Origin of the sequence: Streptomyces sp. Root1310, assembly GCF_001426425.1 — a bacterium.
In the GTDB taxonomy this organism is placed as follows: Bacteria; Actinomycetota; Actinomycetes; order Streptomycetales; family Streptomycetaceae; genus Streptomyces.
In genome coordinates this window covers 113,855-135,035 of sequence record NZ_LMEQ01000006.1, presented here as the reverse complement: position 1 = coordinate 135,035, position 21,181 = coordinate 113,855, and the positions used below count along the sequence as shown (strand labels likewise).

General features: G+C 72.4%; 21 protein-coding genes. 13 read left to right on the top strand and 8 right to left on the bottom strand.

What is annotated here, in order from left to right; genetic code table 11:
* Positions 1–6 precede the first annotated feature (6 nt).
* Together ASD48_RS15160 and ASD48_RS15155 are read left to right on the top strand one after the other, a co-directional pair.
* Positions 7–765, top strand: a complete 759-nt coding sequence (locus tag ASD48_RS15160; RefSeq protein ID WP_057602111.1) for an SDR family oxidoreductase — start codon at positions 7–9, stop codon at positions 763–765.
* Between the two features lie 16 nt (positions 766–781).
* A complete protein-coding gene (locus ASD48_RS15155; RefSeq protein WP_057602110.1) occupies positions 782–1,822 on the top strand; it encodes an L-idonate 5-dehydrogenase in 1,041 nt (346 codons plus the stop codon).
* Between the two features lie 106 nt (positions 1,823–1,928).
* On the opposite strand, the gene ASD48_RS15150 is transcribed toward ASD48_RS15155, so the two are convergent.
* Both ASD48_RS15150 and ASD48_RS15145 read right to left on the bottom strand, forming a co-directional pair.
* Entirely contained in the window at positions 1,929–2,552 is a 624-nt protein-coding gene (locus tag ASD48_RS15150) for a cytochrome b/b6 domain-containing protein (protein WP_057602109.1), read from the bottom strand.
* On the bottom strand, positions 2,536–3,306 hold the full coding sequence (locus ASD48_RS15145) for a molybdopterin-dependent oxidoreductase (protein WP_057602108.1): 771 nt from the start codon (positions 3,304–3,306) through the stop codon (positions 2,536–2,538). Before ASD48_RS15145 ends, ASD48_RS15150 begins: the two co-directional genes overlap by 17 nt.
* Positions 3,307–3,758: 452 nt before the next feature.
* Here ASD48_RS15145 and ASD48_RS15140 point away from each other — a divergent pair, with 452 nt between their 5' ends.
* The 4 genes from ASD48_RS15140 (at position 3,759) to ASD48_RS15125 (ending at position 5,991) form a co-directional block, all read left to right on the top strand.
* Entirely contained in the window at positions 3,759–4,652 is an 894-nt protein-coding gene (locus ASD48_RS15140) for a DMT family transporter (protein WP_057602165.1), read from the top strand.
* Positions 4,653–4,689: 37 nt separating this feature from the next.
* Positions 4,690–5,205 carry an NUDIX domain-containing protein gene (locus tag ASD48_RS15135; RefSeq protein WP_057602107.1) on the top strand — a complete coding sequence of 172 codons (516 nt, stop codon included), beginning with the start codon at positions 4,690–4,692 and terminating at the stop codon, positions 5,203–5,205.
* A 70-nt stretch (positions 5,206–5,275) separates the two neighbouring features.
* Positions 5,276–5,668, top strand: coding sequence for a DUF202 domain-containing protein (locus tag ASD48_RS15130; RefSeq protein WP_057602106.1), 393 nt, complete (start codon positions 5,276–5,278; stop codon positions 5,666–5,668).
* Complete coding sequence (locus tag ASD48_RS15125; protein ID WP_057602105.1) at positions 5,665–5,991, top strand: DUF202 domain-containing protein; 327 nt, start codon at positions 5,665–5,667, stop codon at positions 5,989–5,991. Before ASD48_RS15130 ends, ASD48_RS15125 begins: the two co-directional genes overlap by 4 nt.
* A 96-nt stretch (positions 5,992–6,087) precedes the next feature.
* Here the strand turns inward: ASD48_RS15125 and ASD48_RS15120 are convergent, their stop codons facing one another.
* Complete coding sequence (locus ASD48_RS15120) at positions 6,088–7,047, bottom strand: NADP-dependent oxidoreductase (RefSeq protein WP_057602104.1); 960 nt, start codon at positions 7,045–7,047, stop codon at positions 6,088–6,090.
* Between the two features lie 114 nt (positions 7,048–7,161).
* On the opposite strand from ASD48_RS15120, the gene ASD48_RS15115 reads away from it, so the two are divergent.
* From ASD48_RS15115 to ASD48_RS15105, 3 genes are all read left to right on the top strand, one after another.
* Positions 7,162–7,458 (top strand): hypothetical protein, encoded by a 297-nt coding sequence (locus ASD48_RS15115; protein WP_057602164.1) that lies wholly within the window; start codon positions 7,162–7,164, stop codon positions 7,456–7,458.
* 282 nt (positions 7,459–7,740) lie between these two features.
* Positions 7,741–8,772, top strand: a complete 1,032-nt coding sequence (locus tag ASD48_RS15110) for a phosphotransferase family protein (RefSeq protein WP_057602103.1) — start codon at positions 7,741–7,743, stop codon at positions 8,770–8,772.
* 5 nt (positions 8,773–8,777) lie between these two features.
* Positions 8,778–9,992, top strand: coding sequence for an acyl-CoA dehydrogenase family protein (locus ASD48_RS15105; protein WP_057602102.1), 1,215 nt, complete (start codon positions 8,778–8,780; stop codon positions 9,990–9,992).
* A gap of 59 nt (positions 9,993–10,051) precedes the next feature.
* Here ASD48_RS15105 and ASD48_RS15100 read toward each other — a convergent pair whose 3' ends face one another.
* From ASD48_RS15100 to ASD48_RS15090, 3 genes are all read right to left on the bottom strand, one after another.
* Positions 10,052–10,645: a TetR/AcrR family transcriptional regulator gene (locus ASD48_RS15100; protein WP_020128252.1), complete on the bottom strand. Its 594-nt coding sequence runs from the start codon at positions 10,643–10,645 to the stop codon at positions 10,052–10,054.
* A 75-nt stretch (positions 10,646–10,720) separates the two neighbouring features.
* On the bottom strand, positions 10,721–12,394 hold the full coding sequence (locus ASD48_RS15095) for an AMP-binding protein (protein ID WP_057602101.1): 1,674 nt from the start codon (positions 12,392–12,394) through the stop codon (positions 10,721–10,723).
* The gene (locus ASD48_RS15090) at positions 12,391–13,155 is read right to left on the bottom strand and encodes an SDR family oxidoreductase (protein ID WP_057602100.1); all 765 of its coding nucleotides are present in this window, start codon (positions 13,153–13,155) and stop codon (positions 12,391–12,393) included. The genes ASD48_RS15095 and ASD48_RS15090 overlap by 4 nt, the downstream gene beginning before the upstream one ends.
* 222 nt (positions 13,156–13,377) lie before the next feature.
* Here ASD48_RS15090 and ASD48_RS15085 point away from each other — a divergent pair, with 222 nt between their 5' ends.
* Entirely contained in the window at positions 13,378–14,658 is a 1,281-nt protein-coding gene (locus tag ASD48_RS15085) for a hypothetical protein (RefSeq protein ID WP_057602099.1), read from the top strand.
* A gap of 121 nt (positions 14,659–14,779) precedes the next feature.
* Here ASD48_RS15085 and ASD48_RS15080 read toward each other — a convergent pair whose 3' ends face one another.
* Positions 14,780–17,566, bottom strand: a complete 2,787-nt coding sequence (locus ASD48_RS15080; RefSeq protein ID WP_057602098.1) for a penicillin acylase family protein — start codon at positions 17,564–17,566, stop codon at positions 14,780–14,782.
* 210 nt (positions 17,567–17,776) lie between these two features.
* Between ASD48_RS15080 and ASD48_RS15075 the strand changes: the two genes are divergently transcribed.
* From ASD48_RS15075 to ASD48_RS15065, 3 genes are all read left to right on the top strand, one after another.
* The gene (locus tag ASD48_RS15075; protein ID WP_057602097.1) at positions 17,777–18,379 is read left to right on the top strand and encodes a hypothetical protein; all 603 of its coding nucleotides are present in this window, start codon (positions 17,777–17,779) and stop codon (positions 18,377–18,379) included.
* Positions 18,380–18,557: 178 nt separating this feature from the next.
* Complete coding sequence (locus tag ASD48_RS15070) at positions 18,558–19,268, top strand: 3-keto-5-aminohexanoate cleavage protein (protein ID WP_057602096.1); 711 nt, start codon at positions 18,558–18,560, stop codon at positions 19,266–19,268.
* Between the two features lie 124 nt (positions 19,269–19,392).
* Complete coding sequence (locus ASD48_RS15065) at positions 19,393–20,460, top strand: RNA ligase (ATP) (RefSeq protein ID WP_057602095.1); 1,068 nt, start codon at positions 19,393–19,395, stop codon at positions 20,458–20,460.
* Between the two features lie 42 nt (positions 20,461–20,502).
* On the opposite strand, the gene soxR is transcribed toward ASD48_RS15065, so the two are convergent.
* Complete coding sequence (gene soxR, locus ASD48_RS15060; RefSeq protein WP_242432592.1) at positions 20,503–21,123, bottom strand: redox-sensitive transcriptional activator SoxR; 621 nt, start codon at positions 21,121–21,123, stop codon at positions 20,503–20,505.
* Positions 21,124–21,181: the final 58 nt, after the last annotated feature.

Here is a 21,181-nt window from a genome sequence, read left to right as displayed (position 1 = left end):
ACGACCATGAGTCATCCCCTGTTCGACATCAGCGGCCGGACCGCCCTGGTCACCGGCTCCAGCCGGGGCATCGGGCTGGCGCTGGCCCGGGGCCTCGCGGAGGCCGGCTGCACGGTGGTCCTCAACGGCCGGGACGCGGACCGTCTGGAGCGGGCGGCCGCCGGACTGCCCGGCGAGGTGCGCACGAGCGTGTTCGACGTCACCGACGGCTCCTCGGTTGCTGCCGGGATCGCCGGGATCGAGGACCGGGTCGGTCCGCTCGACATCCTGGTCAACAACGCGGGTGTGCAACTGCGCGCCCCGCTGCTGGAGTTCGCCGACTCCGACTGGCACCGGCTGCTGGACACCAACCTCACCAGCGCGTTCCTGGTGGGCCGGGAGGCCGCCCGCGGGATGACGGCACGCGGCCACGGAAAGATCATCAACATCTGCTCGCTCCAGAGCGAGGTGGTCCGCCCGGGCATCGCGCCCTACGCGGCCACCAAGGGCGCGCTGAAGATGCTCACCAAGGGCATGTGCGCGGACTGGGGGCCGTACGGCATCCAGGTCAACGGGCTCGGTCCGGGCTACATCGAGACCGAGCTGACCGGGCCCCTGGTCCGGGACGAGGAGTTCAGCGCATGGGTGCGGCGCCGTACCCCGGCCGGGCGGTGGGGTCGCACCGAGGACCTGGTGGGCGGGGTGCTGTTCCTGGCCTCTCCCGCGGCGGACTTCGTCAGCGGACAGGTGCTGTACGTCGACGGCGGTATGACGAGTGTGCTCTGAAGGAGCGTGACGAGGGATGCTCGGTTGTGTGATCCACGGTCGGGGCGACCTGCGCGTCGAGGAGCTGGCGTCGCCGGTGCCCGGACCGGGCGAGGTGCTCGTCGCCGTCCGCTACGGCGGGATCTGCGGCTCCGACCTGCACTACTGGCGGCACGGCGGGGTCGGTGACTTCCGCCTGAAGGAGCCGATGGTGCTGGGACACGAGGTCGTGGGGACGGTCGTCGCGTACGGCTCCCCCGGTCCCTCGGGTCCCCCTGCCGGTACGCCGGTCGCCGTGCACCCGGCCACTCCCTGCGGGGTGTGCCCGGAGTGCGCGGACGGGCGGCGCCATGTCTGCCGGGACACCCGCTACCTCGGCAGCGCGGCCCGGACACCGCACGTGCAGGGCGGCTTCGCGGCCGAGGTCGTCGTCCCCGTCGGGCAGGTGCGGCCGCTCCCGGAAGGGCTCCGCCCGCGTCGGGCCGCGCTCGCCGAGCCGCTGTCGGTGGCATTGCACGCGGTGCGGCGGGCCGGGGCGGTGTCCGGGCAGCATGTCCTGGTCACCGGTGCCGGGCCGATCGGCTGTCTGGTGGTCGCGGCGGCGAAGGCGGCCGGCGCGACCCGGGTGACCGTCTCCGATCTGCTGCCCACCGCGCTCGGCCACGCCCGTGCCGTGGGCGCCGACACCGTCGTACGGGCCGACGATCCGGCGGATCCCGGATGGCCGTCGGAGGTGGACGTGGCCGTCGAGGCGTCCGGGGTGGCCGCCGGTCTCGACAGCTGCCTGCGGCTGGTGCGGCGCGGCGGGGTCGTCGTGCAGCTGGGCATGCTGCCGCCGGGGCAGAGCCCGTTCGCGGGGAACCTGGTGGTCAGCCGGGAGATCGAGCTGCGCGGGGCGTTCCGCTTCGACACGGAGTTCGACACGGCGCTGCGACTGCTCGCGGCCGAGCCCTCGTTCGACGCGCTGATCAGCGCGGTGGTCCCGGTCCGGGACGCGGAGACGGCGTTCGCGCTCGCGGCGGACCGGGACCGCTCCTGCAAGGTGCTGCTGGACTTCGGGGATCGAAGGCCCGGGTGAAGCGGGCGGGGGTGGGGGGAACGGGGTGAGGTGAGCAGTGTGGGGGGAACGGGGTGAGGCGAGCAGGGTGAAGTGAGCGGGGCGATGTGACGGGGTGAGAGGTCGGCTAGGGGCGCCACAGGCGGTGTTCCCGGCGGGCCCATTCCCGGCTCACCGAACCCGTGCGCATCCCTCGGCGGGCCTCCGGATCGCCCAGGGCCATGCCGATGTGGCCGGCCAGGACGACGCCGATCGTCAGGGCCAGCCAGTCGTGGACGAAGGTCGCGCTGGTGCGCCACATGATCGGGGTGAGGTGGGTGAACCACATCAGCAGGCCGGTACCGACCATCACGAGGGTCGCCCCGGCGATCCAGGCCGCGTAGATCTTCTGTCCGGCGTTGAACTTGGCCGCCGGACGCGACTGCCGGCGCTTGTCCCGGCGCAGGGCGGCACCCAGCCAGCGACGGTCGTGCGGGCCGAAGCGGTTGAGGTGGCGCAGGTCGGCGCGGAACGCGCGGGAGGCGAGGCCCGCCAGGACCGGGACGGGCAGGGCCAGGCCGGCCCACTCGTGGACCCGGACCACCAGCTCGCGCCGGCCCACGAGCTGGGCGAACTCGGGGATGTACAGGAAGGCCGCCGTCACCACGCACACGCCCATCAGCAGGGCCGTGGTGCGGTGCACCCACCGTTCGGCGCGGGTGAAGCGGGGGATCTCCGTGGTCGCCGGCGGCGCCTCAGCTCGTAGGCTCATCGTCCCGTCCGTTCGAGCGGCCGACCCAGGCGTCGACGTCGTAGCCACGCTCCTCCCAGTAGCCGGGCTCCACCTTCTCGGTGACGGTGATGCCGGAGAGCCACTTGGCGGACTTGTAGAAGTACATCGGCGCCACATAGAGGCGGACGGGCCCGCCGTGGTCGTGGCCGAGGTCCTTGTCCTGCATGCGCAGGGCGACCAGGACGTCGGCGCGACGGGCCTGGGCGAGGGTGAGGCTCTCGGTGTAGGCGCCGTCGAAGCAGGTGAAGCGGATCGCGCCGGCCTCGGCGCGGACTCCGGCCGCGTCGAGCAGGGCGGACAGCCGGACGCCCTCGAAGGGGGTGCCCGGCACCCGCCAGCCGGTGACGCACTGGACGTCCTTGACCATCCGGGTCTGGGGCAGGGCCCTGAGATCGGCGAGCGTGTAGGTGGCGGGCCGGTCGACCAGGCCGTCCACGGTGAGGCGGTAGTTCGTGACGTTCCTGTGCGGGACCGAGGACGTCACCGAGTAGTAGCGGAAGCCGCCGCCGTTGGGGAGCAGACCGGTGAGGCCGGTGGGGTCCTTGTCGGCGGCGCTGCCGAGGAAGGCCTCCATGCCGCGCTGGAGCGGGGGCGCCGCGACGACCCCCAGGGCGCCGAGGGCGAGCGTGCCGAGGAAGACCCGGCGGCCGACGGGTGTGCCGCGTTCCGGGGGCGCTGCGTCCGGGCCGGCTGCCTCGGAGGGCTCGGCGGGCTCGGATCGTTCGGGGTTCACCGTTCCATTCGAGCACCCGGGGGCCTGCCGGGGCCAGGGATCCCGGGCGGCCGTCAGACTTCCGTCATGACTTCTCACCCGGCTCTCAGACCGGGCGCGGCGGCGCGGGCCGTGTGAAAGGCCCGGTGGGGGCCGCGGTGCGGGCAGGACCGGGGCTCGCAGGCGGCGTGCCGGGTTTGCCCGGCGGCTGGAATCCGGTGGCGGAGCGGCGCTGGTGGGACCGCCCGCGGCCGGGTGTCCCGAGGTCCCGGTGTGGCGTACGCCATGGCGCGGCCCGGCCGCAGCCCACACCATGGCCATAGGGCCGCCCGTGTTCCCGGCCCTGTTCCCGGGTGCCGCGGCCGGGTCGACCGCCCGGTTCCGGGTACTCGGGGCGCCGAGGGCGCTGGGACGCTACAGTCGGCCACTACGCATCCCGTCCGTGGTCCGACCGGATGATCGAGGTAGGCAGCGTGTCGGTTCTGGTTCTGGTACTCGCCGTGAGCGCCGCCTGCTGCCTGGGCTTCGGGTTCGTCCTCCAGCAGAACGCGGCCCAGCGGGCGCCGCTCGGCGACTTCCTCTCACCGCGGCTGCTGCTCGACCTGATGAAGGTGCCGCGCTGGCTGGGCGGCATCGGACTCATGGTGGCGGGCATGGCGCTGGGCGCGATCGCGCTCGGGCAGGGGGAGATCTCCCTGGTGGAGCCCCTGCTCGCGACGAATCTGCTGTTCGCCCTCGCGCTCTCCCGGCACCAGACGAAACAGCCGCTCGGCCGCCAGGGCTGGGCGGGCCTGCTCCTGCTCGCCGGCGGGGTGACCACCTTCATCGTGGCGGGCGAGCCGCGCGGCGGCACGGCGGTCACGGATCCGCTGCGGCACTGGCTGATCATCGGGGTGATGATCGGCGTGGCCCTGCTGCTCACCACGTACGCCAAACGCTCCCGGCTGAGTTCCGGCCCGGTGCTGCTGTCCCTCGCGGCCGGCCTGCTGTACGGCGTCCAGGACGCGCTGACCAGGGTCAGCGGGCAGCGTTTCGCGGCCGGCGGCCTCGGCGAGCTGATGACCGGCTGGCAGCCGTACGCGGTGCTCGCGCTCGGCGTGACCGGCCTCGTACTGGTCCAGAGCGCCTTCGAGACGGCACCCCTGCGGATGTCGCTGCCCGCGCTGACCGCGGCGCAGCCGCTCGCGGGGATCATCTGCGGGGTCGGCTTCCTCGGCGACCGGTTGCACACCGACACCGGCGCGCTGGCCTGGGAGGCGGCGGGGCTCGCGGCGATCGTGGCGGGCATCGTGCTCCTCGGGCTGCACCCGGCGATGCCGCGCGGCACGGCGCCGCGGGAACGGGTCCCGGACCTCCAGCCCCAGTAGCCGCCGGCACCGGTGGCGGGCCTGCTTGGATGGGCCCATGAGCGCTGCTGACGAGATCCTCGACATCGTCGACGAGAACGACCGGGTGGTCGGACAGTTCCCTCGCGGGCAGGTGTACGCCGAGGGCCTGCGGCACCGCTGCGTCTTCGTCCGGGCCAGGGACGCCGGGGGCCGGGTCTTCGTCCACCGCCGCACCCCGACCAAGCTGGTCTTCCCCTCGCTGTACGACATGTTCGTCGGCGGGGTGGTCGGCGCGGGCGAGTCGTACGACGACGCCGCGCTGCGTGAGGCCGAGGAGGAGCTGGGCGTGAGCGGCCTGCCCCGCCCGGAGTTCCTCTTCAAGTTCCTGTACGACGCCGGTGCCGCCGGGAGCTGGTGGTCGGCCGTCTACGAGGTCCGCTGCGAGCTGCCGGTGCACCCTCAGGCGGACGAGGTGGCCTGGCACGAGTTCCTCCCCGAGGAGGAGGTCGAACGGCGCCTGTCCGTCTGGGAGTGGGTGCCGGACGGACTGGCGGCGTACGAGCGGCTGAAAGCGCGCCCCGCGACCGGCTGAGCAGGGCGGGAACCGCTCCCCCGGGCCTCGGGAACGGGTCGGGGACCGGTCGGCGGGTAGGGTCGAGCGGGTGATCGAGTTCGTGCGGAACGTCCGGTTGTGGTTCGCCCCCGAGCAGGTCCGGGAGGAGGGCCGCACACCCGACTACCGGTTCTCGCTGGCGAACGAGCGCACGTTCCTCGCCTGGCTGCGCACCGCGCTCGCGCTGATCGGCGGGGGCTTCGCGGTGGACCAGTTCCTGCCGGATCTGCGCTGGGGCTGGCGGGTCGGGCTGGCGCTCGCGCTGCTGGCCGCCGGTGTGCTGTGCTCCCTGCGGGCGGTCAACCACTGGATGCGCTGCGAGCGGGCGATGCGCCGGGGCGAGGACCTGCCGGCGACCCGCTTCCCGGCGCTGCTGGGCGTACTGGTCGCGGTGGTGGCCCTGGCGATGGCCGTCGTGGTGCTGGTGGGGTGGGAGGGGTGAACGAGGCGGACCGGCCGGTGCGTGATCCCGGCCTTCAGCCCGAGCGGACCCGGCTCGCCTGGCGGCGTACGACGCTGGCGAGCACGGTGGCCGCCGTGCTCGCCGCGAAGGCGGCGCTGCACGGCGGGGTGTCGGTGTCCGGGATCGTCACCGGTGCGCTGTGCTGCGGCCTGTGGCTGGCCTTCCTGCTGCTCGCGCACCGCCGGATCCACGCCCTCTCCGCCGCCGCGGCCCCGGCGGCCCTCAGCCCGCGGCACGCCACGGCGGCGGCCCTGTGCGCGGTGGCGACGGCGGTGTGCGCCGTCGCCCTCGTGGTGGTCTAGGACGCCGCCGTCGCCCTCGTGGCGGTCCGGGACCGGTGGTCCGGGACCTCGTCGCCCTCGTGGTGGTCCAGGACCTCGTCGGGGGTCCCGCCGGGCTCACCGCTCCAGGTTCTCGGCGGCCTCGTCCGTCCAGTCCACCGTCACCACGATCTTGCCCCGGGTGCGGCCCTGTTCGTTGAGCCGGTAGGCGTCCGCGGCGCGCTCCAGCGGGAAGGTGTCGGAGACGTGCACGGACACCACGCCCTGTTCGGCCAGTTCCGACAACCGGGTGAGGTCGTCGGCGTCGGGCCGGACCCAGAAGTACCGGCCGCCGTACCCGACGACATCCCCGTCGGCGATCGACGCCAGGCGTCCCTCGGGGGCCAGCAGGTTGGCGGAGACCCTCAGCGTGTCGCCGCCGATCGTGTCGAAGGCCGCGTCCACCCCCTCGGGGGCCAGCCCGCGTACCCGCTCGGCCAGTCCCTCGCCGTAGGTCACGGGCTCGCCGCCCAGCGAGCGGACGAAGTCGTGGTTGGCCTCGCTCGCCGTGCCGATCACCCGGGCGCCCAGATGGCGGGCGAGCTGAACGGCGATGGAGCCGACACCGCCCGCGGCCGCGTGGACGAGGACCGTCTCGCCGCGCTTCACCTGGAGGGCCCGGTTCAGCACCTGGTAGGCGGTGAGCCCGGTCAGCGGCAGGCCCGCGGCCTCCTCCCAGGTGAGGTTGCGCGGCTTGCGGGCGAGGGTGCGCACCGGGGCGCCGACGTACTCGGCGAAGGTGCCGCGGGAGAGGAAGTCCTCGCGGACGTAGCCGATCACCTCGTCGCCGACCGCGTACTCCGCGACGGACACCCCGAGCTGCACGACGACCCCCGAGACGTCCCACCCGGGGATCACCGGGAAGACGGCGTCGAGCATCGGGTCCAGGTATCCCTCGCGGGCCTTCCAGTCGACCGGGTTCACGGCCGCCGCCCGGACCTTCACCAGCACCGAGTCGGGGCCGATCTTGGGCTCGCGGACGTCCCCGTACACGAGCGTCTCGGGGCCGCCGTAGCGTGAGTAGCTGATGGCCTTCATGGGTCCGACCCTCGGGCGTACCCGGACGCCACGCAAGCCGAATGACCCGATATGCGCAGTTCGCGTGGCACCCTGTGCGACGTCATCACCCCCGCGGCTTCGAAGGTGAGCAGCATGACCACCCTCCATCTCGAGCACTCCGCCCACGCCCACACGCACGGCCCGGACTGCGGGCACACCGAGGTGCGGCACGGCGACCACGTCGACTACGTCCACGACGGACATCTGCACCGTGAGCACGGCGGCCACTGGGACGAGTGCGAGCCGGGCGGGCATGTGACCCACGACGGGCACGAGCACCGGCACGGCGAGGACTGCGGACACGCGCGCGTGCGCCACGGCGACCACGTGGACTACCTGCACGACGGACACCGGCACGCCGAGCACGACGGTCACTGGGACGACCACTGACGCGTCCGGAGGACGACGGCCCCGGAGGACTACGGCCGGGCGGGCGGTCGGGCAGGCGGCCGGGCGGGCGGGCGGCCGGGCGGGCGGCGGCCCGGAACCGCCCCGCCGACCGCCCCGACACCGGCGCCGACGAAGGCCCCTGAAGGCTCCCCGGGTACTGCCCGGGGAGCCTTCGGCCTATCGTGGCCCCGATCACGTTGGGCGTGACCACTGGACGGCATACCGACCGGTCGGCATCATAGTGCGCATGCTGATTACCCGTCCCTTCCGCAGGAGCCGCGCATGAGCCCCGACCACCCGCCCGGACTCGATCTCGACCGGCTGCGCGCCCTGCTGGAGCGCGAGCGTCCCGGTCTGGTCGACGGTCCCCTCACCGGCCGGCTGATCGAGGGCGGACGGTCGAACCTCACCTACGCGGTCTCCGACGGCACCGCGAAGTGGGTCGTGCGGCGCCCTCCGCTCGGGCATGTCCTGGCCACCGCGCACGACATGCGGCGCGAGCACCGGGTGATCAGCGCCCTGCACCCGACGAGCGTGCCGGTGCCGCGCCCGGTGCTGCTGTGCGAGGACCCCGACAACGGGGCGGCGCCCGGAGCGCCCTTCTACGTCATGGAGTTCGTCGAGGGCACCCCCTACCGCACCGCCGACGAACTCGCCCCGCTCGGTGAGCGGCGCACCCGGGACGCGGTCCTGTCGCTGGCGGACACCCTGGTGGAGCTGCACGCGGTGGACCCCGCCTCGGTGGGTCTGGCCGACTTCGGCCGGCCCGAGGGCTTCCTCGACCGGCAGCTGCGCCGCTGGGGCAAGCAGCTGGACGCCTCCCGCAGCCGCGACCTGCCCGGGATCGACGAGCTGCACGCGGCGCTCGGCCGTGGGCTGCCGCGCTCCGCCGCCCCCGCGGTCGTGCACGGCGACTACCGGCTCGACAACGTCCTGATCGGGACCGACGACAGGATCCGGGCGATCCTCGACTGGGAGATGTCGACGCTCGGCGACCCACTGACCGACCTGGGCCTGCTGGTGATGTACAGCGTGCCGCTGGAACTCCCGAACTCGCCCATCTCCACGACCGCCTCGGCGCCCGGGCACCCGTCGCCCGCCGAGCTGATCGAGCGGTACGCGACCCGCTCGGGGCGGGACGTCTCGGCGGTCTCCTGGTACACGGCGTTCGCCTGGTTCAAGCTCGCCGTGATCCTGGAGGGCATCCACTACCGGTACACGCTCGGCCAGACGGTCGGGCGCGGCTTCGACCGCATCGGGGAGCTCGTCCCCGTCTTCATCGAGCACGGACTGACCACTCTCCAGGAAGGCTGACCGGCATGGACTTCGCGTTCGACGCACGCACCGAGGAGCTCCGCGCCAAGCTGCTCGCCTTCATGGACGAGTACGTGTACCCGGCCGAGCCCGTCGCCGAGGAGCAGCGCGCGCTGCTCGCCTCGCCGTGGGACACCCCGGCCGTGGTCGAGGAGCTGAAGGAGCAGGCCCGCAGCCAGGGCCTGTGGAACCTGTTCCTCCCCGACGCCGAGCACGGCGCCGGTCTGACGAACCTCCAGTACGCGCCGCTGGCCGAGATCACCGGCCGCTCCCCGCAGCTGGCGCCGACGGCCCTGAACTGCGCCGCCCCGGACACCGGGAACATGGAGGTGCTCGCCCAGTTCGGTGACGAGCGCCAGCAGAAGCAGTGGCTGGAGCCGCTGCTCGCCGGGGAGATCCGCTCGGCGTTCGCGATGACCGAGCCCGAGGTGGCCTCCTCCGACGCGACCAACATCACCACGCTCATCGAACGGGACGGCGACGAGTACGTCGTCACCGGGCGCAAGTGGTACATCTCCGGGGCGATGAACCCGGACTGCAGGATCTTCATCGTGATGGGCAAGACGGACCCGGACGGCGCCGACATCCGCCGTCAGCAGTCCATGGTGCTGGTGCCGCGCGACACACCCGGCGTCACCGTCAAGCGCGCCATGAAGGTGTTCGGCTACGAGGACCACTCCCACGGCGGCCACGCCGAGGTGGTCTTCGACCGGGTGCGGGTGCCGGTGACGAACCTGATCGGCGAGGAGGGCGGCGGCTTCGCCATCGCCCAGGCCCGGCTCGGCCCCGGCCGCATCCACCACTGCATGCGGCTGATCGGCATGGCGGAGCGGGCGATCGAGCTGATGTGCCGCCGGGCGGTCTCCCGCGAAGCCTTCGGCAAGCCGCTGGCCCGCCAGGGCGTGGTGCAGAACTGGATCGCGGACGCGCGGGTCGCCGTCGAGCAACTGCGGCTGCTGGTCCTGAAGACGGCCTGGATGATGGACACCGTCGGCAACCGGGGCGCCCACACGGAGATCCAGGCCATCAAGATCGCGACGCCCCGCGCGGTGGTCGACATCCTCGACCGTGCGATCCAGCTGCACGGCGCGGGCGGCGTCAGCCAGGACTTCCCCCTGGCCGAGCTGTACGCGAGCGCCCGCACCCTGATGCTCGCCGACGGGCCGGACGAGGTGCACCAGCGGTCGCTGGCGCGGCGGGAACTGAAGAAGTACCTGTAGGGGCACGCGGTAAGGGGCGGTCGCCATGGCGACCGCCCCTTACCCGTCGGCTTGCCCGCTCACGGCCGCAGCGCGCGCAGCAGCAGATCCGCCAGATGATCGGCCACCTCCTGCGGACCCATGGAACCGTCCGGGCGGTACCAGGTCGACAGATGGTGGACGGAGCCGAAGTGGTAGTCCACGACGAGGTCGGCCGGGGTCGCCGTGGAGAAGACGCCGGCCTCCTGGCCCTCCTCGACGAGGGCGCGGAAGCGTTCGTGGTAGCGCCGGCGCTCGGCCCGGACCTGCTTGTTCTTCTCGGGGCTCAGGTGGTGCATCGAGCGGAAGAAGATCGACGCGTCGTCGAGGTTCTCGATCGTCGTGACGACGACGTCCGCCGCCGCGCCCCGCAGCCGCTTCTCGATCGGCTCGTCGGCGTTCGCGAACGCGTCCAGACGCTCCTGCTGAACGCGCAGCACGCGCGCGTACACCTCGTGCAGGAGGTCGTCCTTGGATCCGAAGTAGTGGTACAGGGCACCCTTGGTGACGCCTGCCGCCTCGACGATCTCCTGCACCGAGGTCCGGTCGTAACCCTGTTCGGCGAAGAGCCGGGTGGCGGCGGCAAGGAGCCGTTGCGGAACAGGAGCCTCTGCACCGTCCGTCGTCCTGGGCACTGCCGCCACCTGCCTTCCTCTATGCCGCATCGGCGAGCCGTACCGGCTGTCGTGCTGCTGACCTGATGCTGATTGTCACTTACTGTCCTGTGGACGGGAGCGCAGCTCCCGACGGAGGATCTTGCCACTCGCCGTCTTGGGCAGGTCGGGCAGGATCTCCACCTGGCGCGGATACTTGTAGGCCGCCAGCCTGTCCTTGCAGTAGGCCGCGAGCGTATCCGCATCCGCGTCGGTGCCGGGACGCAGGCTGATGTACGCCTTGACGGTCTCCCCGCGATAGCCGTCCGGCACCCCGACGACGGCCGCCTCGCGCACCGCCGGATGCGTGTACAGCACGTCCTCGACCTCGCGCGGCCACACCTTGAAGCCGGACGCGTTGATCATGTCCTTCTTGCGGTCGACGACGTACAGCCAGCCCTGTTCGTCCATGAACCCGATGTCGCCGGTGCGCAGCTCGCCGCCGGGGAAGGTCTCGGCGGTGGCCTCGGGGCGGCGCCAGTACCCGGGGACCACCTGCGGACCCCGCACGACGATCTCGCCCTGTTCGCCGAAGGGCACCTCCGCGCCCTGCTCGTCGACGATGCGGACGACCGTGTCGGGTCCGGGCACGCCGACGGCGAGGGTCCCGGAGGCCGGGTCGACCGGCGCCTCGTGCTGGGGCGGCACGGAGGCGCAGGGCGCGGTGCACTCGGTGAGTCCGTAGCCGTTGCGGATGTACGGTCCGAAGCCCGCCCGGAACTTCTCCACCAGGGCGGGCGGCACCGGCGCGCCGCCGGAGGAGATGTTCACGAAGGACGCGAAGTGGTCCCGGGTGACGTCGGGGTGGGCCGCCAGCGCCATGAAGGCGGTGGACGGGCCCACCGTGTAGTGCGGCTGGTGCTCGGCGAAGGCCTCCAGCACCGCGCCCGCCTCGAAGCGGTACGTCAGGACGAGGGTCCCCGCGCTGTTCAGACAGGCGCCGAGCTGACAGACCATGCCGGTGATGTGGAACAGCGGCGCGAGCGCGTAGTAGACGGGCGCCTCGGGCAGGCGCAGCCCGGTGCGCTGCCGCTCGGCGTTGACCATGATGTTGCGGTGGGTGTTGGTGGCGCCCTTGGGGGCGCCGCTCGTGCCCGAGGTGTAGCTGATCAGGGCGATGTCGGCGGGGGCGGCCTCGCGGCCCTCGGGGGCCTTGTGGCCGGCGCGGGCGACGGCGGTGAGGTCGTCGGCGTCCGGTGCCTGCGGGAGCCGCTCGAAGGCCAGCACGCGCGCGTCGTCCCGGGTCTGGAAGTCCAGTTCGCAGCCGGTGAGCACGATCCGGACCGGCGAGTCGGCGACCGTCTCGCGCAGATACGACTCCCAGGCCCGGTCGGAGCAGATCAGCGCGGTCACCTCGCCGTCCCGCAGCACGTGGCCGACCTCGCCCGACTTGTACATCGGGTTGACGGGGACGACCGTCGCGCCCGCCTTCCAGGCGCCGAGCAGGGCGAGGACGAAGAGCGGGGAGTTCTGCAGCAGCACGGCGACCCGGTCGCCGGGCTCCAGGCCACGGGCGGCGAGGTGACCGGCCACGGAGTCGCTGAGCTCGTCCACCTCGCGGTAGCTGAGCCGCCCGTCGAAGTAGGCGAGGCAGGTGCGGTCGGGGGCCTCGGCGACGGACCTGCGGAAGGCGTGCACGAGGGAGTCGGCGGGGTCGATCGGGGCGCGCTGGGCCTCGTCGAGGAGGGCCACCCAGGGCCGGGCCGCGTAGCGGGAGGCGGGCCCGGTCATTCGGCGGTCTCCCACTTCTGCTGGAGGTGGTTCATGTTGGTCAGCCAGCGGTCGGGGTCCCCGGCCCGCACCTGGTAGTACCCGGCGACCTCGGGGTGCGGCAGGATCAGGAAACGGTCCTCGGCGATGCCCTTGAACAGGGCGTCCGCCACGTCCCGCGGCTCGATCGCGGTCGGCTTGAGCACCAGGTCGCCCGCGCTGCCGGTGGCGTCCAGCATGTCGGTGCGCACGCCCTGGGGGCAGATCGCGTGCACCTTGATCCCCCGGTGGCGGTAGGTCAGCGACAGCCACTCGGCGAAGGCGTACGCGCCGTGCTTGGTGACGCTGTACGGGGCGGCGCCGATCATGGTGAGCAGCCCGGCGGCGGACACGGTCGACACGAACCGGCCCCGGCCGCGCTCCAGCCAGTCCGGGAGCAGCGCGTGGGCCGCGCGGACATGGGCCATGACGTTGACGTCCCAGGCGAGCGCCCAGACGGCCTCCTCGGCCGACTCCGAGCCGCCCGAGGCGACTCCGGCGTTGGCGCAGTACACGTCGACGGTGCCGCCGAGCGCCTCCCGGGCCCGGTCGACGATCTCGGAGGCGTCGCCGGGGACCGCGATCCCGCCGATCTCGTCGGCGACGGCGTGCGCCCGGTCCGCGTCCAGGTCGTTGACGACGACCCGGGCTCCCTCCTCGGCGAAGCGGCGGGCCAGCGCGGCCCCGATACCGCCTCCCGCTCCGGTCACGACCACTCCGGCATCCTGCACGGCTTCCACCATCGGTCTCCTTCGACGCGACTGCGGCACGAATCGGCTCTCCCGCCAGACTAACCGGTCGGTATGTTGCGACGGAAGGGGTGCCCTGGATCCGCTCGGACCTGTTCCGGCGGACGGGACGGGATTGCCTCTTGTACGGATGAGCCGTGACGTATGGCCAATTGCCCCCGTTCGCAGGACGATACGCGCACTTGGCGCACCGCTCGGGGAACGAGGGGGCCTGTCATGGCGGATCCGGCGATGAGCGTGACTCCCTACTGGGAGCTGGCCTTCGACGCCGACGGGGACGCCGACGGCGGTCGGCGGGACCGGCTGCTGACCGGGGTGAGGCGGAGCGGTGTCCGTGACCTGATCGTCTTCTCGCACGGCTGGAACAGCGACCGCACCGGCGCGACCCGGCTCTACAGCCGCTTCTTCGCCCCGATCCCCGCGCTGGCCCCGGCGGCCCGTATCGGCTACGTGGGCGTCGTGTGGCCGTCGATGCGGTTCTCGGACGAGCCGATCCCCGACTTCCCGCACTCCGCGGCCGCCGAGGAGTGCCGGCGTCCGGCCCTGGACGCGGACACCCGGCACGCGCTCCTCGAGACGTTCCCCGGCCGGGCCACGGTGGTCGACCGGATCGCCCGGCTGCTGGAGCAGCGGCCGCCCGAGGAGGCCGAGCTCGAGGAGTTCGGCCGGCTGGTGCGGCTGCTGGTGGACGTCGTGCCGCCGGGACCGCAGGCCCCGTTCGGGGCGGACACCCTGGCGGAGGGTGTGCCGCAGGACGAGCCGGAGATGTTCGCCTGTCCGACGGCGGTGGCCTGCGAGCAGTTCGCGCGGGCCCTGTCCGGCCTCGACTCCGCACCGGGGGCCGGGGAGTTCGCGCTGCCCAACCCGTGGGACGGGGCGCACGAGCTGCTGCGGCAGGCGACGTACTACGCCATGAAACGGCGCGCCGGGACGGTCGGCGAGCGTGGACTCGGCCCGCTCGTCGGGCGGTTGGCGGCGGTGGCGCCGGCCGTCCGGGTGCATCTGGTGGGGCACAGCTTCGGCGGGCGGCTGGTGTCGTTCGCGCTGCGGGGGCTGCCCGACGGGGTGCGCACGGTGAAGTCCGTGACGCTGCTCCAAGGGGCCTTCTCGCACTACGCGTTCGCCCCGCGAGGGGTGCTCCAGGGCCAGCAGAACCGGATCGACGGCCCCCTGGTGTGCTGTTACTCGCGGTTCGACCAGGCGCTGCGCACGATGTACCCGCTGGCCTCGCGGATGGCGGGCGACGCCCGGGGGCTCGTCGGGGAGGTGCTGGGGGCCGAGTGGGGTGCCCTGGGATACGACGGGGTGCAGGCCGTGCCGGGCACCCACGCGCGCGTGCTGGCCGACGCGCTGTCCCGGCCGCTGCCGACGTCGGGGTGCGTGAACGTCGACGCGGCGGCGGTGGTCCGGCGCGGTGGGGCGCCGGCCGGGGCGCACAGTGACATCGTGCACCCCGAGCTGGCGCGGCTGGTGCTGGCGGCGGGCCGGATCCGCTAGACGCGACCCGCCGCCGCGGGGACCGACGGCGTCGAGCGACCGCCGTGACGTGACCACCGGTGTCACACGACCACCGGTGTGGCGTGGCTACCGGCGTGACGTGACTACCGCCGTGGCGTGACTACCGGTGTGAGGTGAACTCCACCACCTGCTGGAAGGTCGGCCGGTTCTGCCAGCTGATGTTGCCGTGCTTGATGCCGCCCAGGGTGCGCTGGACGATCGAGTCGGCGCACCACTGGTTGCCCGCCGCACACAGGGTGTCGCCGGGGTAGACCTGGGCCGCGGTCTTGCCGGCCGCCGTCTTCAGGGTGCTGATGAGGATGTCCCGGCAGCCGGCGACGGTGCCGCCGCCGCAGTACTTCTGGGGCAGCGCGCCCTGCACCGACTCGCCGAGCACGGCCCGGATGTCTTTGTCGACATAGCTCCACCAGCCGTACTGGAAGGAGCTTCCGGCGTGCGCCCCGGTCGGGCCGTGGGCGGCCGAAGGAGCCTCGTCGATCGGAAGGTTCGCGGTGAACGCCGTGTACAGGCCTGTGCCGAGGCCGGGTTCGAACTCGGCCTTCACCAGCAGCGGCCACCAGGCGTCCAGGATGCGGATCGCGTCGGCGTCGGCGTACGTCTTGGAGCCGGCCGTCGTCTCCGTCCGCCTGCCGCCCGCCGTCAGCCAGGTCTGGAGCTTGGCCACCGCGGCCGCGGCCGTGGAGTCGGTGACCGTGGAGCTGTTGATCACCTTCAGCAGGTCGGGCAGGACGTCCTCGGCGCGCAGGTCGGCGAGGGCCGCCTCCGCCATCGCCTTCGTCAGGGACGCGCGTGTGACGCCGCCGGCCGCGACCAGCTTCTTCACCCGGTCCTCCAGCAGGTTGCCGCGGTGCACGGAACCGTCGCCCCAGGACGCCGTCGAGTAGTCCTTGGCCTGCTTGTTGTTCCAGGAGATGTAGTAGTCCTGGTCGATGGAGTTGGGATGCGCCGAGGCCGGTGTGTACGCGGCCGTGTTGGTGGCCGGCACCCAGCTCTTCCACTCGTAGGCCGACTGCGCCCACACGGGGAACTCGGCGTCGACGCCGCTCGCCCGCACCGGGTTGTCGCCGCTGTTGTAGTACGCGGTGTGCGTGGAGTCGGCGTAGAACCAGTTGAAGGTGTAGTTGATGTGCTGCACCGCGCTCTGGAAGGTCTGCGGGCTCTTCACGTAGTCCGGGTCGTTCAGCATCTGGAAGCCGATGATCGAGTCGGCCTCGTGCATGAAGGAGGAGCGCAGCGTCGTGTAGGCGACCTTCTTGCCGCCCACCGTCGCCCGGTACTCCACGGGGCCGTACTTGGTGCGGTACACGCGCATCGTGTACGAACCGGCGGCCGTCCCGTCGGCGGTGGTGGGCTTCCAGGCGTTCTTCTGCTCCACCACGTCCATGGCCGTGCAGGTGCCGTGGAACAGGTAGTGGTAGTCGTCCTGGCAGAGTTCGACCGCGTAGGTGTCGATGATGTCCTGGCCCGAGGTCGTGGCGCTCCACGCGTAGTCCTGGCCGCGGCCGAGTTCGACGTACATGCTCAGACCCGCGAAGGAGGCGCCGCGGGCGCTGATGCCCGGGCCCTGGATCTCCTGGAGCATGAGCAGCTGCGGGGCGAAGTAGCCGGTCTGCGGGCCGAAGACGGCGATCGGGTGGCCGCTCGCGGTGGCCTGGCCGCTGACGACGAGGGCGTTGGACATACCGCGCCTGGCAGAGCTGAGCGCGGTCGCGGTCGCCGTGGCGGAGGTGGCGGTGGCCGAGGCGTCGGCCCCGGTGCCCGTGGCGTCGTAGATCAGCGGCTCCGCCGTCGCCGAGCCGCCGTCGGGCAGTGCCGCGCCCTGCGGGCTCGCGGGCTTGCCGGCGTAGGGGAAGCTCTGGCCGTTGTGGAGGGTGAGCACGGCCTCGGGGTCGTTGCGCTCGCGGAACGCCTCCCAGACCTGGGTGCCCTGCTCCACCCCGTACTTCTCCTGCGCGGCGAGCAGCGACACCGCGTTGTTGACCTCGCCGCCGCCACCCGAGCCGAAGAGCGCGCCGATGACCGAGGCCAGCGCCACCAGGTCGGTGATCTTGAAGTGGTCGATGGTACCCGCGTTGGTGATTGAGTCCTTGTGTCCGGTCAGGACGTATTCACCGGGGAAGTAGCGGCCGCTGTCGGAGGCGTCGATGTAGGCGTTGACGCCTGCCAGGTAGGCGTTGGCGTCGGCGAGGGCCTGCTGGCCGCGGGTGCCGTTGGTGGCCACCGCGTTGTCGATCTGGGCCTGGAGGTCTGCCTCGGTGTACGGAGCGTTGCGCCAGAACTGCTGTTCAAGACCCTGGTTGGAGGGGTCGCCGCCCGCGAAGGCGGTGAGCTGGCCACGGCCGACGTGCCGGAAGACGTCCATGAGCCACAGCCGGTCCTGGGCCGCCGCATACCCGGCGCCGAACTCGGTGCCGTATCTCGTGGTACCGGTGATGTGCGGTACGCCCGTCTTCTTGTCGCGGACGATCGTCACGTCGCTGCGGCCCGCGGGACTCAGGGTGGAGGCGACTTGATCGGAAGCGACACCGAACGACGCGTCGTTGAAGAACGTGTTGATCGTGGCGTTGGTGAGCGTGGGGTAGCCCTTGGCCAGGTTGGCGTAGGGGCCGAGCTGGTCCTCGGCGTGGTCGGGCTGGGTGCCGAAGGCCTGGTTGAGGAGGATCTGCGCCAGGGTCGCGTTGCCGTTCTCGCCGGGCGGCAGGATGTCGGAACACTGGCCGCCGCAGTAGTCGTTCGCCGCCGTGACCTCGGCGGCTGCCGCCACTTGGGAAAGCGGCGACAAAAGACCGGCAATCAGGGCGCATACGGAGGCTGTCTTCAGGAACCCGGGGAATCTGCCGGGAGTTCTCAGTTTGTCGAGAGTGAAGCGGGGGGTTCGCCGTGGCATCGGCTGCTCCTAGCGACGGGGGGGTCGGCGGAAGGTTACCGCCGGTATCCCCGGGATTGAAGATGAACATGCGTCAAGTTTTCGGCAGAGGGAGGTCCTCGGAAATCGGATGGAGCCGAATCGCATGTCGATACGTCTATTCGACGACGTCCGTACGACGACGCCGAAGTGACCGAAGTGCAGATGCAGATGTGACGGAGGTGCAAGGCGATGGCCGGTTTCCGGAGTCTGGCGAGACAGGTGCGAGACCCCCGGTGCGATCTGGCACTGCGGCGGTACTCACTGCGCAAGTGCCTTGAACGGTTCGCCCCCTACGGACACCGCGCGACCTGGGACCACCTGTGCTCCCGGGCCGGGTTCGGTCCGGAGGACCGCTCCCCCGATCCGGCGCGGCTCGTGGCCGCGTTGGACGAGCTGGAGGAGGCACGGGCGGTATGGCTGGCCTACGAGGTCGAGTTCGCCGAGCGCCGCAAGAAGGAGAAGCACGACGGGCTGCGCAGGCCCGGCACCGTGGACGACTGGCACCGGCTGACCTGGGGCGGATTCGGCGTCGCCTGGTGCGACGATCCGCGGCTCCACCCCCGTGAGCCGCTGGCCGACGTGCTGCGCAAGCTGATCGCCGCGCTGGAGCGCGCACCGGGTTCCGGCTGCCCGGTGTGCGGCGGCGAGCGACTGCCGTGGAAGTACGACCTGGATCACGAGCCGTCGGCCGGCCCGGTCTGCGCGGACTGCGGAATTCTCGTACCGCGCCCCGTGCTTACGCCCGAGGCCCTGGCGAACGCCAGGAGCGGACGACTCCTGGTGTCGGCCTGACACCGGCCCGAGCTCTGCCCAAGGTCGGCCCACGGCCGGCCTGAGAGCACGGCGGGGGTGCGCCGGGGATGCCGCACCCCCTTTTTGCCGGTGCAACGGTCGGCCGTCCCCTGACCGACGCCGTTGGCCGAAGGCGTTGGCCGAAGGCGTTGTCGGTGGCGGGTGTCACCATCGGGACATGGTGCAGGTCTGTCTCAACGGAGCGCGCGGCGCCGCGGACGGCGCGGTAGTACCCCTGACGCCCGAGGCGATGGCGGACGCGGCGGCCGAGGCCGTCGCGGCGGGGGCCACGGATGTCCATGTCCATCCCAAGACGCCGTGCGGCCGGGACACGATGTCGCCGCGGGTGGTCGCGGCGACCCTCGACGCGATCCGGGCGCGGGTGGCGGTGCCGGTCGGTGTGACGACCGGCGCCTGGGCGTACCCGGACCCGGCGGCCCGGCTCACCCGGGTGCGCGACTGGACGGTGCTGCCCGACCACGCCTCCGTCAACTGGCACGAGCCGGGCGCGGAGGAGCTGGCCACCGCCCTTCTCCGCAGAGGCGTGGGCGTGGAGGCCGGCATCTGGTCCGGCACGGACGGGGCGGCGCGGTTCGCCCGCTCAACCCTCGGCCCCCGGGTGCTGCGGGTGCTCGCGGAGGTGACGGACACCGCCCCGGACACGGCCGAGTCGACGGCGCGCGCTCTTCTGACCGAGCTCGGCACGGCGTCCGGCCGTCCGGTTCTGCTGCACGGTGAGGACGGCGGCGCCTGGCCGGTCCTGCGGCTGGCGGCGCGGCTGGGTCTGCCGACCCGAGTGGGCCTGGAGGACACTCTGACCCTGCCGAACGGCGAACGGGCGCTTTCCAACGCCCAGTTGGTGACGGAGGCACTGGCCAGGCACGGGTGAGACCGCCGGCCGGAGGAGCGACGCTACCAGCCGGAAATCGGGTCGCTCCAGCCTTTTCCGGCGGGGAGAGTCGAGGGGATGAAACCCCACCGGGCCAGGCCCCGCAGGACTTGAAGGAGCCCTCATGTCGACGCTGCGCGTCACCGCCGAAGTGCTGACCGTCCACGAACACCCCAACGCCGACGCCCTCGAACTGGCCCAGGTCGGCCTGTACCGGGCCGTCGTCGCCAAGGGCGCGTACCGCACCGGCGAGGCCGCCGTGTACATCCCCGAACAGTCGGTGCTCCCCGCCGGGCTCGTCGAGGAACTGGGGCTGACCGGGCGGCTGGCGGGCAGCAGGTCGGACCGGGTGAAGGCGGTACGGCTGCGGGGCGAGCTGTCCCAGGGGATCGTGTGCCGGCCCGAGGCGCTGGCCGGCGTCGACCTGGCGCTGGCCGCCGCGGAGGGCACGGACTTCGCGGAGCGACTGGGCATCGTCAAGTGGGTGCCGCCCATCCCGCCGACCATGAGCGGCGACGTCGAGGCCGCGCCGGATCTGCTGCCCTGGGTCGACATCGAGAACATCCAGCGCTACCCCGGCATCTTCGAACCCGGCGAGCCGGTGGTCCTGACCGAGAAACTGCACGGGACGGCGTGCCTGCTGACGTATGTCGCCGACGAGGAGCGGGTGTACGTCTCCTCGAAGGGCTTCGGCTCCAAGTCCCTCGCCCTGACGGAGGATCCGAGGAACCTGTACTGGCGGGCCGTACGCGCCCACGGCGTCCCCGAGGCGGCGGCCCGTCTCGCCGAGCGGCTGGGCGCGCGCCGGATCGGTGTCTTCGCGGAGGTGTACGGAGCGGGTGTGCAGGACCTGACGTACGGCGCGGACGGCCGACGCGAAACCCTCGGATACGCGGTGTTCGACGTGTCCGCCGAGATCGACGGCGTCGTGCGCTGGCTGGACGCGGCGGAGCTGCTGGACGGCGAACTGCCTCTCGTCCCACGCCTGTTCGAGGGTCCTTACGACAGCGAGCGGGTCCTGGAGATCGCGACCGGCCGCGAGACGGTGTCCGGACGCGGACTGCACCTGCGCGAGGGTGTGGTGATCCGGCCGGCCGTCGAGCGGTACAGCCCGGTGACGGGCGGACGGGCGATCGCCAAGGCGGTGAGCGGCGCGTATCTGACCCGCAAGGGCGGAACCGAGTACGAGTGAGCAACCGGGTGTGGGTGCGAGAGGACGGAGGCACGGCCCTGCTCAGCAGCAGCCGGCCGCCTCCTCCCGCTCCCGCCGCTCCTCCGGCCGCTCGTCCCCCGACCGCCGCCCCTCCGGCCGCGGGTCGCCCGGCCGCTGGCCCTCCGGCCGCCGCCCCTCCGGCCGCCGGTCCCCCGACCGCCGCTCGGCCGCCTTCTTCTCGCCCGTCCTCTTCTCCACCAGCAGGCGCGAGCCGGAGGCCCGTTCGCCGAAGGCGTCGTCCGGGTTGGACAGGACGCAGGTGTCGAGGGACAGGCAGCCGCAGCCGATGCAGTCGGTGAGGTGGTCGCGGAGTCGGTTGAGCTGCTTGATGCGTTCGTCCAGCTCCGTGCGCCATGCCGCCGAGAGACGGGCCCAGTCCTCGTGGGTCGGGGTGCGTTCCTCGGGGAGTTCGGCGAGGGCCTCGCGGATCGTGGCCAGCGGGATGCCGACGCGTTGCGCCGCGCGGACGAAGGCGACGCGACGCAGCGTGTCGCGGTGGTAGCGGCGCTGGTTGCCCGCCGTACGACGACTGCTGATCAGCCCCTTCGTCTCGTAGAAGTGCAGGGCGGAGACGGCGGCGCCGCTGCGCGCGGCGAGCTGGCCGACCGTGAGCTCGTGGATCTTCTCGGGAATCTGGGGCACCCCTGGAAGCCTACCCATCGCCTCGTCCCCGGGTCCGTTGACATCGGCCCGGCTCCCG